Here is a 13754-nt window from a genome sequence, read left to right as displayed (position 1 = left end):
TCGGCTTGATCATCCACCCGGCGTGCCGCAAATTCCAGATCAATTCCACGGCGCCGCGCATGCCCCGTGCGCAACAAGGGTCCCCCGCCATGGCGCTGCACAATATCGACTCCGTTTCGCTCCCGTCGGTCGTCACGCCGCTGCTCGCTTCCGTGCTGATCGTCCTGAAGACGACCGGGATCGTGTCGGATAGCGCAGCCCTGGTGCTGATCGTCGCGGCGGTGCTGCTGGGGGCTTGCGTCTTCGCCGCCGTGCATCATGCCGAAGTGCTGGCGGCACGGGTTGGCGAGCCGTTCGGGTCGATCATCCTGGCGGTCGCGGTGACGATCATCGAAGTGGCGCTGATCGTGTCGATCATGCTGGCCGCGGGGCCGGGCGGCGAGGTCGTGGCGCGCGACACGGTGTTCTCGGCGCTGATGATCGTGCTCAACGGCGTGATCGGCCTGTGCCTCGTGTTCGGCGGCAAGCGCCATCACGAGCAATCCTTCCAGCTCAACGCCGCCGCCGCGTCGCTCGCCGTGCTGGCAACGGTCTCGATCCTCGTGCTCGTCCTGCCCAATTACACGCTAAACGGCAAGGCGGGCGGCTATGCCGCCGTTCAGCTGCTATTCGTCGGCGCGGTGTGCCTCGTCATCTACGGCGTGTTCATCTTCATCCAGACGATTCGCCATCGCGACTATTTCATGGACGAAGCGGACGATCCCGAAGCCGGCGTGCCGCATAAGCCGCCCGTCAAGGTCACGCTCGTCAGTGTCGTGTTCCTGCCGTTGTCGCTGCTGATGGTCGTGCTGCTCGCCAAGACGCTGTCGGGGCCGCTCGAGGCGGGGATCGCCGCCGCCGGCCTGCCGCAGGCTTTCATCGGCGTGGTCATCGCCGCGATCGTGCTGCTGCCCGAAGGTATCGCCTCGGTGCGCGCGGCCCAGCTCAACCGGCTGCAGAACGCGGTCAATCTCGTGCTGGGTTCGGCCCTCGCCAGTATTTCGCTGACCGTGCCGGTCGTCGCGGTTCTGTCGGTCGTCGGCGGGCTCGACCTCACGCTCGGCCTGCCGCCCGAACATATGGTGCTGCTGATCCTGACGCTGTTCGTCTCGACACAGACCTTGGGCACGGGCCGCACCACGGTGCTGCAAGGGGCCGTGCATCTGGGCATCTTCGCCGTGTTCGTGTTGCTGGCGGCGCTGCCGTAACTCAGTCGAACAGGAATTTGATTCCGAAGGCGCCGGGCGCGAGCAGGCCGGTCGCCCAGATGAACGCCGAGGCGACGTTCGCGGCCTGGAACGGCCAGAACTTCATCCGGCAGGTGCCCGCGACGATGGGCACGGCGGCGCGCAACGGCCCGAAGAAGCGGCCGAAGAAAACGCTGAGCGTGCCGAAACGTTCGAAAAAGCGCATGCCGCGCGGCAGCAATTCGGGCTGCTTGGTGAACGGCCAAACATGGGCGAGGCGGTCGCCGTAATGCCAGCCGACCCAGTACGAAACCCAATCGCCGAAGATGGCACCCAACGCGGCGGCGGCCCAGATCGGCCAGAAATTAAGGTCGGTCGCGCCGATCAACGCGCCGATGCCCACCAGCATCACCGTGGCGGGAAACAGCAGCGATAGAAAAGCGAGGGATTCGCCGAAGGCGAGGACGAACACGATGGGGGCGGCCCACACACGGTTCGTCTCGACGAAATTTACGACCAGGTCGGCGAACTCGGCGATCGTCATGATCGCCGAGTGTGCCGTGCGTTCGGTCGCGGGACAATTGTCTCTTTGCTTGGCGTCCCGTTACTTGGTCAAGCTGCGGACGAAATCCGCATGCGCGCCGGCGTGGCCGCCATGGCCGCCGCCCTGGTGACCGCCGGTGCGCTTGCCTTGGCCGCGATGATTGCCGCGCTTCGGCCCGCCGCGATGCGGACCCTTGCCGTGGCCCTGATGGCCATGGGGGGCATCGGCGCGGCGATGATGTTCGTGACGCTGGCCCTGCGGCTGCTGGCCTTGAGCCGGTTGACCTTGCGTCTGCTCGGCGCGCGCTTCTTGCGGCCGGGCTTCGCCTTGAACCTGGGCGTGACGCGGCTCGCCGTGACGTTGCTCGCCGTGACGGGGACCGCCGCGATGGCGTTGGCCGCCATTGCGATGCGGGCCGCCATGGCCGTGGCCGTGGCGACCGCCACGGAACGAACGCGGGTCGCGCTCGGCCGGTTCGTTCAGCGAAGCGCCTTCCGGCATCGCGGGCATGGGGATGCCTTCGGGGGCGGCGACGAACGGCACTTGCAGCTTGGTCAGGCGTTCGATGTCGCGCAGGAAGGCGCGCTCGTCCGGCGCCACCAACGCGATCGCGATGCCCGACTTGCCCGCGCGCGCCGTGCGGCCGATGCGGTGCACGTAAGCCTCGGGCACGTTCGGCAGTTCGTAGTTGATGACGTGCGACACGCCGTCGACGTCGATGCCGCGCGCGGCGATATCGGTCGCGACCAGCACCTTGATATGGCCGTCGCGGAACGAATCGAGCGCGCGCTCGCGCTGGTTCTGGCTTTTGTTGCCGTGGATGGCGGCGCACGGGATGCGCGCGAAGTCGAGGAACTTCGACACGCGATCCGCACCGCGCTTGGTGCGCGTGAAGACGATCGCGCGCGTGCAATCCGGCGATTGCAGGATGGCGCCGAGCACGCCGCGCTTGGCTTGGTTGTCCAGCGCGATGGCGCTCTGTTCGATGCGCTCGATGGGCTTCGACGCCGGGGCGACCGCGATTTCCTGCGGGTTGCGCAGGAAGTTCGACGCGAGCTGGCGGATTTCCTTGGGCATCGTCGCCGACAGCAGGATCGTCTGGCGCTCGCGCGGCAGCATCGCCATCAGGCGGCGGATCGCCGGCATGAAGCCGAGATCGAGCATCTGGTCGGCTTCGTCGAGCACGATGACTTGCGTGTGCGCGAGCGTGGCGGCACCCGTGCTGATATGGTCGAGCAGGCGGCCGGGGGTGGCCACCAGAATGTCGAGGCCGTTCGCCATCGCGCGGATCTGGCCGCCGGGCGCCACGCCGCCGACCACGACCGCGGTGCGCGGACGGACATAGGCGCCGTAGCTGCGCACCGAATCCTCGATCTGCGAGGCGAGTTCGCGCGTGGGTGCCAGGATCAGCACGTGATTGGCGCGTGCCGGGGCGCGCTTGTTCTCGGCCGCGAGGCGCGCGAGCAGCGGCAGCACGAAGGCGCCGGTCTTGCCGGTGCCGGTCTGCGCGATGCCGACGACGTCGTTGCCGGCGAGAATTGCGGGGATCGCCGCTTCCTGGATTTTGGTGGGGGTGACGTGCTTTTGGTCGGCGAGGGCCCGCAGAATGGCTTCGGGCAGGCCGAGATTGGTGAAGTCGGTCATTAGGTACAAAAACTCTCGTTCGCCCGGCGCGCGGAATCATCCGCGCGGGGCAGGGTCGTTCGATGGAAGCGTGACGTGGAACAGCCGCCGGGGAATGGTCCCTGAAAGGGACTCGCGAAAACCGGGGCTAAACGAACGAGACCCGAAAATCGAAACCGCGACCCCGGGCGCAACGAGGCGCCATCCACGTTGGGTCCGCGGATGGCGCGTGTATGAGGTATCGCCGTGCGAAAGGCAAGCGAAAGCCGCGCATGGCCGCTGCGCGTTCCGGCTAATCGTCTGCGGCGGCTTGGTTTTGGGCGTGTTTGAGCGCCGTTTTTATGTCGCTGCGGGCGTCCTGGATCAGGAAACGCAGCGCTTTTTCCGCCGCCGCCGGTTTGCGGCCCGCGATCGCGCGCAAGACCGCCCGATGCAGGCCGACCGCTTCATGGGCCCCCTCGGCCGAGCGGACGGAATGATGGAAGGATACGTTGAGCAACGCGCCCAGCAGCGGGGCGAGCGAGGCGACGAACTGATTGCCCGCCGCCGCCAAGATCGATTGATGGAACTCGAGATCGGCGGCGACGTAATGGCCTTTGTCGTCGACGGCGTCGGCCATCAAGGTCAGCGCCGCTTCGATCCGCGCGATATCGGCCGGCGTGGCGCGCTGCGCGGCCAAGCGCGCCGCCATCGGCTCGATCGTCAAGCGCAGCTCCAGCAGATCGTCGAGGAAGCGCGCATCCACGCCGGCGGCGACGCGAAACGCGACCACGTCGGGATCGAATTGGTTCCAATCGGCGAAGGGCCGCACGCGCGTGCCCCGGCGCGGGCCGGTCACGACCATGCCCTTGGCGGCGAGCGTCTTGATCGCCTCGCGCACTACGGTGCGGCTCACGCCCAATTCGGCGCCGATTTCGGGTTCGGTGGGCAAGGCGGCACCCGCCGCCATGCGGCCGCGGATGATTTTGCGCGCGATCTTCGCGACCGCATCGCCGTGAATCCCGGCCGCGCGTTTTCCCCCGGACATGACGCGATGATGACCGGTGCGGCGCGCGGTGTAAATGTCAGTTCGGCCGTGCCTGAAACAACTCGCGCAAATCGTCGGCGGCCAGCGCCAGATCCGAGAGATGCGGATTGAGCGCCAGCGCTTTCTCCCACGCGGCGAGCGCCGCCGCCGGCTGGCCTTGGCGCAAGGCGATCTGCCCGAACCCGGCGAGCGCCCCGTAATGGCGCGGCTCGCGCGCCAGCGTTTCCAGAATATCGGCGACCGCGTCGGCGTCGCGCTCCTCGATGAAGGCGAGGGTGGCGCGCTTATTATAGGCCTCCGCCCAATCCGGCCAGCGCGCGCACAGATCGTCGAGCAGTTCGCGCGCGGTGCGCCCGTCCTTGGCGATGATCTTGCCGATCGCCTCGTGCATCGTGTCGACGGCGCTGGCGTCGGGGTGATCGGTCCAGATGCCCCAGATCAGATCGCCGATATCCTCGGCCGAGCGCTTCAGCTTGCGCGCGGCGATTTCCTCGAACAGCCGGTCCAGGCGTTTCGAGACACCGCGCGGCGGCGGCTTTTCGCACAAAGCGATCAGCCGTTTCAGGGCGGCGGCGATATCGGGCTTGGTCTCAGGCATCGACGGAAATCGTAGCATGCGCGCGTTTCGGGCTATAGTCGCGTGCGTATGACAATTCCACGACTCGTCTCCGTCGGGGCGACCTGCCTCACCACCATCTACCGCGTCGATGCGATCCCGGCCGCCCCGGGTAAGGCGTTGGCCCATCAGGCCGCGCGCGTTACCGACGGGATGGCGATTTCCGCGGCCTGCGCCTTCCAGCGCCTGGGCGGGAACGCCGCGATTTGGGCGCGCGTCGGTGCGGACGCGCAAGGCCGGGCGATGAAGGCGGAACTCGCCGAGACCGGCGTGAATGTCGATGCGATCCGCGAATGCCCGGGCGGCAATTCATCCCATGCCAGCGTGACGGTCGATGCCAAGGGCGAGCGTATCGTGATCGTCTATCACGATCCGGGTCTCGATCCCGATCCGGCCTGGCTGCCGCTCGCCGATCTGGCGAAGGCCGATTTCGTCCATTCGGATGTGCGCTGGATCCAAGGCTCGGTCCATGCGTTGACGGCGGCGCGCGCGCGCGGGCTTCGCGTGATGGTCGATGCCGAGACGACCGCGCCCGATATTCTCGCCACCCTCGTGCCGCTCGCCACGCATGCGGTGTTCTCCGATGCCGGCCTCGCCGTGCATACGGGCATCGCGGACGTGGAAGAAGGTTTGCGCGCGGTCGTTGCGCGCAAAACCCATGCGCATGTCGGCGCGAGCTGCGGCGCCAAGGGCTATTACTGGATCGAAGACGGCGCCTTGCGCCACGTGCCCGCCCCGCGCATCGACGCGGTCGACACACTGGCGGCGGGCGACGTATTCCACGGCGCGCTCGCCTTGGGCTTGGCGGAAGGGCGCAGCATCGCGCAAGCGGCGCAGCTGGCGTGTGCGGCCGCCTCGCTCAAATGCACGAAATTCGGCGGGCGCCTGGGTTGCCCCACGCGCGACGAAGCCGAAGCGTTTATGCGGGGCGCTTGAACGACGCGGCTTGACGGGCCAGCGTTTCGATCGCTTTCCAATCGCCCTTGGCGATCGCGTCGCCCGGCGTCACCCACGATCCGCCGACCTGCAGGCAGTTGGGCTGCGAAAGATGGGCAAGCACGTCGCCCGGCTTCACGCCGCCGGTCGCGCAGAACACGAGATCGGGGAACACCGGCTTGATCGCCGCGAGCCACGGGATCGCACCGATCACGTTGGCCGGGAACAGCTTCAATTCCTTGAAGCCCATTTCGCGCGCGAACATCGCTTCGCTGGTCGTCTCGATGCCCGGCAGGAACGGGAAATTCGCCTGGCGGACGGCCTTCAGCAATTCGGGCGTCATGCCCGGCGACACCCCGAATTGGGCGCCGGCCCCCATCGCGCGATGCAGGTCGGTGGCGTTGAGGATCGTGCCCGCGCCGACGATCGCCTCGGGTGCCGCGACGCGCATCGCTTCCAGCCCTTTGAGGGCGGCCGGCGTGCGCAGCGTGATTTCGAAGACCTTGATACCGCCCGCGACCAGCGCCTTGGCGATATCCCCGGCGGCGACCGGATCGGCCACGGTCAAAATCGGCATCACCGCGCCCTGGGCCATAATTTCGCGCATCGGCAAATACTTGGCGGCCATCGCCTGCGTTCCTTCCCTCGATGTTTGCGGGCGGACCCTAGGCGCCGCCCGGTCCGCTGTAAAGTGCGGGAACGTCCGCGAATGTCTGACGACCGGAACTTTTCGCGTTATCCTTGGACCGCGATGGAACCGTCCGCCCCGCCGCCCCGTCTTGCCGGAACCCGGCCGCGCCGTTTGTTGGCGGGCGTGATCGGCGTGTGTTTGGCCGCACTGGCGGGCACCTGGACGATCCGCGAATGGTATGCGGATCACGCGATCCGGCGCGCGGCTGAAGAAGCCGCCGCCGAGGTCGAGCGCGCCGTCCGTCTCTACGCGGCCAGCATCGAACGGACCGTCGCCGTCGCGGACGCCGCCGTGCGCGCGACGCGCGGCGCGCTGCGCCGCGAAGGCGACGCGATCGATCTCGATCGCGTGCTCGCCGGTTACATCGACGGACCGGGCGGGATTTTCGACATCGTCGCTTTGGACGCGAACGGCAGGGTGATCGCGATTTCGGAATCGCCCGACGCGCGCGGGCGGGATCTCTCGGATCGCCCGAGCGTCAGGGCGCTGGCGCAAGCGCAAGGCGACCCGCTGTATGTCGGTCCGCCCGCGACGGGCGTGGACGGCGATCCGCGCGTGCCCGTCGCGCGCCGGATGCTCGACGACAAGGGCGCGCAGATCGGTACCGTCATCGTCGAACTGACGCCCGAGACCTTCGTGCGGCCAATCGACCGTACGGCGTTGAAGCCAGGCTCGACCGCCAATGTCGCGGGCGTGGACGGTATCGTGCGCGGGCGCATCGATTCCGAAGGCCGGGTCAGTTTCGGCCAGGATGTTTCCGCCTCGCGCGTGTTCAAGGAAGCGGTGGAACGCGGCTTCGCGGTGGGCGAGGTGATCGGCGCTATCGACGGGATACGCCGCCAGACCGCGTGGCAGCGCATTACCGGGGCCGAACTCGTCGCGCATTTCTCGGTCGATCTCGATCACGCGATCGCGCAAACCGTGCCCGCGCGGCGCGAGGCGACATGGCTGGCCGTCGCGGCCAGCGCGTTCATTCTTCTGTTGGGCGGGCTGCTGCTGCGCGCGATCGCGGGGTTGACGGCCACGCAAGCGCGTTTGGCCGACGGCGAAGCGCGGTTCCGCGATTTCGCGTCGTCGTCGTCCGATTGGTTCTGGGCGACGGACGCCGTCGGGCGTGTCGCCTATATTTCCGGCAACGCGCGCGACTACGGCATCGATATCGAAGCGCATCTGGGCAAGCGCGGCCAGGATATCGCGGCGCCCTTGCCCGGCGCCGCGCACGACGCGATGCGCGACGCGGCGCTGGCGCGCAAACCCTTCCGCAACGTGGTGCGCGAATTGGCGCGGCGCGACGGCACGAAGATCTTGATCTCGTTCTCGGGCATGCCGGTTATCGACGCCCACGGCAGTTTCGGCGGCTATCGCGGGGCCGCGCGCGACGTGACCGACGAAGCGGCACAGCGTCAGCGCATCGAATCGCAAGCCCGTCAGCTCGCCGAATTGTCGGCCTTCGTGCCGGGCGTGCTCTACCGTTTGGCGCGCGCGCCCGACGGCACGATCTCGTTCCCCTATATGTCCGGCCGCGCGCTCGACCTGCTGGGGATCGAAGCCGATGCGGTGATGCGCTCGGCGCGCGTGTTGTTCTCGGTCGTGGCGCGCGAGGATTTGCCGCGCGTGCGCCGTTCGATTTCCGACGCGACCGCGCAAGGAACCGAGTGGATCGCGGAATTCCGCGTCGAGCCCAAGGGCTTCGGCCAGTCGCGCTGGGTGCGCGGCCACGCGACACCCACGCGCCGCGACGACGGCACGATCGTGTGGGACGGTTTGCTGCTCGACGTGACGGCGGAGAAAATGGCGCTCGAAGCGCTCGCCGCCAGCGAGCAGCGCTTCCGCGACGGCATCGAAAGCATGAGCGACGGTTTCGCGCTCTACGACGCGCAAGACCGCCTCGTCGTGTGGAACCGGCGCTACGAGGACATCTTCCCCTATATTCGCGGCCGGCTGCGCGAAGGCATTCCCTATGCCGAGATCGTCGGCTGGGCCGCCGAATGGCCGGGCTACGGTTTCGACGCATCCCAGCGCGCCGAGTTCATCGCCGCGCGGCTGTCGCGCCGCGAGCGTCTGGGCCAAGTATTCGAGCTTTCCTCGGCCGGCGGCACATGGCTGCAACTCGTCGAAACGCCCGCGCGCGAAGGGGCGCTGGTCGCCATTGCGCGCGACGTGACCGACCAGCGCGCGGCGCTGCTCACCGCCGCCTTGGCCGAACGGCGCTTCCGCGACGGGATCGCGGCGATGGGCGAAGGCTTCGCGCTTTACGACGCCCAGCGCCGCTTGATCGCGTGGAACCAGCGTTTCGAGGAGATGTTCCCCTATCTCAAAGGCCGCCTGGAAGCGGGTATGTCGCACGAGACGCTGCTGCGTCTCGATCACGAAATGGGCGAACTCGAGGAAACGGTCAGCGTCGATTCGTGGCTCGCCGCCGCCGACCGCCGCCGCCGCTTGGCGGGCGTACCCTACGAGATCCGCTTCAAGGGCGGGCGCGTGGTCGAAGGCACGCAGCGCGCGACGGTCGAAGGCGGACGCGTCGTCACCTATCGGGATGTGACGGCGGCAAGGCGCACGCTGAAGCTGCTCGCCGACAACGAGATCCGCTTCCGCGACTTCGCGCAAGTCACGTCCGATTGGTTCTGGGAAACCGACGCCGAGCATCGCTTCTCGTTCGTGTCCGATCCGCGCGGCAAGCTCGGGCTCGATCTGTCGCGCACGCTGGGGCGCACGATGCTTGATATCGTCGCCGACGATCCCGCCACGACGCGCGCAGCACTGGGCGAACACGCCGCCACGCTCGCCGCCAACCGGCCGTTCCGCGATTTCGTCCATTCGATCGATACGGGCTCGGGGGCGCGTGAATGGGTGTCGGTTTCCGGCATTCCGGTGTTCGACGACGAGAACCGCTTTGTCGGCTATCGCGGGGCGGGGCGTATCGTCACCGCGCAAGTCATGTCCGAACGGCGCTTGGCCGCCGCGCGCGACGAAGCCGAGCGCGCGCGCGAAGCGGCGGAAAAGGCGAACCGCGCGAAGTCGGAATTCCTCGCTTCGATGAGCCACGAAATCCGCACGCCGATGAACGGCGTGATCGGCATGACCGCGATGCTGCTCGATGCCGCGCTCAGCGACCAGCAGCGCCGCGCGGTCGAAACGATCCGCGATTCGGGCGAATCGCTGCTCCACATCATCGACGACATCCTCGATCTGTCGAAGCTCGAAGCGGGCCGGATGGATCTGGAGAAACTGCCCTTCGATCCGCGCAGCCTGGCGCAAGGCGCGCTCGACGTCGTCGCCCCGCGCGCCAAGGCCAAGGGGTTGACGCTCGACTTCCGCGCCGATGCGCACACGCCCGAAACCGTGACCGGCGATCCCGGCCGTTTGCGTCAGGTGCTGCTGAACCTGCTCGGAAACGCGGTGAAGTTCACCGAATCCGGCCGCGTGACGCTCTCGTTGGCGGGCATGCGGCACGACGGCGACGGCCGCCAGCACCTCGTTTTCGAAATTCGCGACACCGGCATCGGCATCGCGCCGGAACGCTTGAGCGAGCTGTTCCGTGAGTTCAGTCAGCTGGATTCGTCGATTACACGCCGCTACGGCGGCACGGGGCTGGGCTTGGCGATTTCCAAACGTCTCGTCGAGCATATGGACGGGCGGATTTCGGTCGCGAGCGCCGCGGGGGCGGGCTCGACCTTCCGTGTCGAATTGCCGTTCGACGCGACCTCGGGCGCGCAAGTCGCGCGGGCGGCGGGTTCGGCCGACGGCAATCAAGCGGCGGAAATGCTGCGCCGGCGCGCGGCGTCGGGCCCGGCCTTGCGCGTGCTGCTGGCGGAGGACAATTTGACCAATCGCCTCGTCGCGATCTCGATGCTCGAAACCGTCGGGATCGCGGCCGACGTCGCCGATAATGGTTTGCAGGCGCTGGCGGCGGTCCGCGCCAAGCCTTACGACCTCGTGCTCATGGATATCCATATGCCCGAGATGGACGGGCTTGCCGCCGCGCGCGCGATCCGCGCCTTGCCGGGCCCGGCGGGTGCCGTGCCGATCGTGGCGCTGACCGCCAACGCTTTCCAAAGCCATGCCGACGAATGCCGGGCGGCGGGGATGAACGATTTCCTGTCCAAACCCTATCGCAAGGCCGCCCTGCTGGAGACGATCGCGCGGCATGTGGGTGCCGCGGAGCGCGCGGCGGAGTAGCTTGGCCCGTGCCGTTGGGCTAGTTTCCAAGGGTTATGGCCGGTTCCGTTTCCAGCGCCCCGCCGCTCCCCGCGAGCGCCCAAGTCGCCACGAAGGCGCGCCCCAGCGCCGACGTGCCCACGGCGCGCCGCCCGAATTCCGGCCCGCCGATGACAGCCGAATCGATCGAGGCGCGCGCCAAGGCCGCGTTCGTCGCGCGCGACGATGCGCGAATCGCCCGCGATCAAGCCCAAACGCGCGCGGCGCTGTTCGCCGTGGGGCAACGCAACGTCGATTTCTTCGCTTAGAGAGGATGCGCCCATGATCATCACCACCACCGACGGCGTCGAAGGCAAGCGCATCGTCGCCTATCTCGGCGTGATTTCGGCCGACGTCGTCATGGGGTCGAACGCGATCCGTGATTTCTTCGCCTCGGTGCGCGACTGGGTCGGCGGGCGCGCGGGCAGCTACGAAAAAGTGCTCGCCGACGCGCGCCGCGAAGCGGTCGAGGAATTGGCCGAGAAAGCCGCGAAGCTGGGCGCCGATGCCGTGATCGGCGTCGATCTCGATTACCAAAGCGTGGGCGGAACGATGCTGATGGTCGCGGCCAACGGCACGGCCGTGAAACTCGGATGAACGCCGGTTTCCGCCGGGGGGCGTTGCTGATGGGATTGCTCGCGTCGATTCTAGGCCTGTTGGGTTGCGGCGACCGGCCGACCAGCCAGGTCGTGTTTTACACCGGCGCCAATTCCTGGCAGGCCTTGCAAGCGTCGTCGCGCGACGGTGCGGTCCATGTCGGCGCGATGGGCGGGGCCTACGGCGAAGCGCCCGACGCGCTCGCCGCGCGCGCGGCCGGAATTCTTCGCGACAATTTTTCCGATCCTTGGCTCAAATTCGAAACCGACGCGACGCGCACCGCGAATCCGTTCCGCCTGGTGTTCGTGTTCGAAGCGCGGGTAGTCCGCCAGCCGGATTTTTACGGCGTCTGTGCCGGCAAACCCTTGCGATTCGAAGCCGATCCGAAGAACACGAATATCCACGCCGTGCTGTGCGGGCCCAACGGTCCGGTCACCGGCGTGCATGGCTGGATGCGCCGGATCGACCGCGCCGACGACCCCAGTTTCGCAAAATTGATCGTCCAGATCGGCCGTCAGGCGATGCAGGGCTCAACTTAATGGCGTCAGGCGCTACATAAATCCGCCTTGTGACCGTCGCGCGCGTTTAACTCTTTCTTATGCCGTCGGGCGGGATAAGGTTTCTTGGAATATCACCAAGGAAGCCGACCCCACGTGACGGATCCGACCGAGATCGAAATACGCCTGATCGATCGCTTGCCCGAAGCGGTGCTGGTGCTGAACGCGGAGCGTCGCGTGATGGCCGCCAATCGCATGGCCAAGCGCCTGCTCGGCGGCGATCCGTCCGGCCAGTCGCTGATCGAACTCGTGCCCAACGCCGACGCCGTGCCCGATATCTGGAACGTGACGGGCGAGACGACCGCGCAATTCGAAGCGCATGCGCTGTCCAAAGACGGGCGCGCGTTTCCCGCTTACGTCTCCGTCGGCGCCGCCTTGCCCTATTTCCTGGTGACGCTGCGCGACCTGACCGATCAGGCCGCGATCGAGCGCCAATTGGTCGAACGCACCTTGCGCGATCAATTGACCGGCTTGCCCGCGCGCGCGCTGTTTCTCGAACAGGTCGAGCAAGCGCTGCTGCGCCGGCGCGTCCACGGCTCGACCAGCGAAATCGCGGTCGTCTGCCTCGACATCGATCGCTTCAAGGTGATCAACGATTCGCTCGGCTATCACGCGGGCGACGAATTGCTGATCGCCGTTGCGCGCCGGCTGGAGGAAGCGCTGGGGGCGGGCTACGCGCTCGCGCGCTTGGGCGGCGACGAGTTCGGCTTCCTGGTCGAGTGCAATCGCAAGGCCGAGGCGGCGATTTTGGCCGACGCCGCGCTCGACGCGTTCAAGGACGGCTTCACGCTGGGCGCTTCGCTGCCCGGCCGCCAATTGGCGGTGGGGGCTTCGGTCGGCCTTGCCTTCGCCGATCCGGGGATCGCGCCGCGCGCACCCACGCTCGTCTCCAACGCCGACGTCGCCTTGCATCGCGCGAAGACCGGCGGCGGTGCGCGAATCGAGATTTTCGAGCCCGCGCGCCATGGCGACGCGCTGGGGCTTCTGGAAATGGAACTCGCCTTGCGCGAGGCCGTGGACAAGAACGAGTTCGAAATCGTCTATCAGCCGATCGTCGACCTCGACGGCGGGCGGATGCGCGGCGTGGAAGCGCTGCTGCGCTGGAACCGGGCCGGCAAATTTGCCGTCCCGCCGGGCGTGTTCATCCCGATCGCCGAGCAATCGGGGTTGATCATGCCGATCGGCCGCCATGTGCTGGCGCAGGCCTGCCTGCAAATGGCGCGCTGGCGGCGCGACTACGGCGCGGCGGCGCCCGATTACGTGGCGGTCAACGTTTCCGCGCGCCAGCTCGCGCGCGAGGATATGCCCGCCCTCGTCGCGTCGACGCTGGAAGCGGCGGGACTCGATCCTTGCCATCTCGAACTCGAACTCACCGAAAGCGCCGTCGTCGACAATCCGGCCGCCGCGCGCAAGCTGCTCGACGCGGTCGTCTCGCTGGGCGCTTCGCTCGCCATCGACGATTTCGGCACCGGCCAGTCCTCGTTGTCGCTATTGCCTTCGCTGCCTTTCGCCAAGCTCAAGATCGATCGCAGCTTCGTGGGCGAAATGGACGTCGATCCCAACAGCTTCGAAATCGTGCGCGTCATCATCGGTCTCGCGAAGGCGCTGGGCTTGCGCATGGTCGCCGAAGGGATCGAGCGCGACAGCCAGTCCAAGCTGCTGCTCGATCTGGGCTGCGTGCTGGGCCAGGGCTTCCTCTATTTCCGGCCGCTGCCCGCGCGCGAAATCGAACGCCTCTGCGCCGCGATCAAGGGCCCGGCCAGTGCGGCGATCGAACCCGGCAAAGTGGTCGCGTGA

12 protein-coding genes are annotated in these 13754 nt (G+C 67.5%); 7 read left to right on the top strand and 5 right to left on the bottom strand.

Annotated elements, in window-relative coordinates; all coding sequences use genetic code 11:
* Positions 1–89 precede the first annotated feature (89 nt).
* On the top strand, positions 90–1187 hold the full coding sequence (locus J0H39_16220; protein ID MBN9498302.1) for an ionic transporter y4hA: 1098 nt from the start codon (positions 90–92) through the stop codon (positions 1185–1187).
* A 1-nt stretch (position 1188) separates the two neighbouring features.
* Here J0H39_16220 and J0H39_16215 read toward each other — a convergent pair whose 3' ends face one another.
* From J0H39_16215 to J0H39_16200, 4 genes are all read right to left on the bottom strand, one after another.
* Positions 1189–1710 (bottom strand): DedA family protein, encoded by a 522-nt coding sequence (locus J0H39_16215; GenBank protein ID MBN9498301.1) that lies wholly within the window; start codon positions 1708–1710, stop codon positions 1189–1191.
* A 60-nt stretch (positions 1711–1770) separates the two neighbouring features.
* Complete coding sequence (locus J0H39_16210) at positions 1771–3354, bottom strand: DEAD/DEAH box helicase (GenBank protein ID MBN9498300.1); 1584 nt, start codon at positions 3352–3354, stop codon at positions 1771–1773.
* 271 nt (positions 3355–3625) lie between these two features.
* Entirely contained in the window at positions 3626–4360 is a 735-nt protein-coding gene (locus J0H39_16205; GenBank protein MBN9498299.1) for a FadR family transcriptional regulator, read from the bottom strand.
* A gap of 37 nt (positions 4361–4397) precedes the next feature.
* A complete protein-coding gene (locus tag J0H39_16200) occupies positions 4398–4958 on the bottom strand; it encodes a tetratricopeptide repeat protein (protein ID MBN9498298.1) in 561 nt (186 codons plus the stop codon).
* Positions 4959–5006: 48 nt separating this feature from the next.
* Here J0H39_16200 and J0H39_16195 point away from each other — a divergent pair, with 48 nt between their 5' ends.
* Positions 5007–5912, top strand: a complete 906-nt coding sequence (locus J0H39_16195) for a sugar kinase (GenBank protein ID MBN9498297.1) — start codon at positions 5007–5009, stop codon at positions 5910–5912.
* On the opposite strand, the gene eda is transcribed toward J0H39_16195, so the two are convergent.
* Positions 5896–6540 carry a bifunctional 4-hydroxy-2-oxoglutarate aldolase/2-dehydro-3-deoxy-phosphogluconate aldolase gene (gene eda, locus J0H39_16190; protein MBN9498296.1) on the bottom strand — a complete coding sequence of 215 codons (645 nt, stop codon included), beginning with the start codon at positions 6538–6540 and terminating at the stop codon, positions 5896–5898. The two genes, J0H39_16195 and eda, sit on opposite strands and share 17 nt — an antisense overlap.
* Before the next feature lie 81 nt (positions 6541–6621).
* On the opposite strand from eda, the gene J0H39_16185 reads away from it, so the two are divergent.
* The 5 genes from J0H39_16185 (at position 6622) to J0H39_16165 (ending at position 13754) form a co-directional block, all read left to right on the top strand.
* Positions 6622–10785 carry a PAS-domain containing protein gene (locus J0H39_16185; GenBank protein ID MBN9498295.1) on the top strand — a complete coding sequence of 1388 codons (4164 nt, stop codon included), beginning with the start codon at positions 6622–6624 and terminating at the stop codon, positions 10783–10785.
* 35 nt (positions 10786–10820) lie between these two features.
* The gene (locus tag J0H39_16180) at positions 10821–11072 is read left to right on the top strand and encodes a hypothetical protein (GenBank protein ID MBN9498294.1); all 252 of its coding nucleotides are present in this window, start codon (positions 10821–10823) and stop codon (positions 11070–11072) included.
* A 13-nt stretch (positions 11073–11085) separates the two neighbouring features.
* Positions 11086–11400: a YbjQ family protein gene (locus J0H39_16175; GenBank protein ID MBN9498293.1), complete on the top strand. Its 315-nt coding sequence runs from the start codon at positions 11086–11088 to the stop codon at positions 11398–11400.
* Positions 11397–11939, top strand: a complete 543-nt coding sequence (locus J0H39_16170; protein ID MBN9498292.1) for a hypothetical protein — start codon at positions 11397–11399, stop codon at positions 11937–11939. Before J0H39_16175 ends, J0H39_16170 begins: the two co-directional genes overlap by 4 nt.
* Before the next feature lie 114 nt (positions 11940–12053).
* Positions 12054–13754, top strand: a complete 1701-nt coding sequence (locus J0H39_16165; GenBank protein ID MBN9498291.1) for an EAL domain-containing protein — start codon at positions 12054–12056, stop codon at positions 13752–13754.

It is taken from the genome of Alphaproteobacteria bacterium (assembly GCA_017308135.1).
Taxonomy (GTDB): Bacteria; Pseudomonadota; Alphaproteobacteria; order CACIAM-22H2; family CACIAM-22H2; genus Tagaea.
The sequence above is the reverse complement of the archived record's forward strand: the minus strand, read 5'-3'. Positions and strand labels throughout refer to the sequence as shown.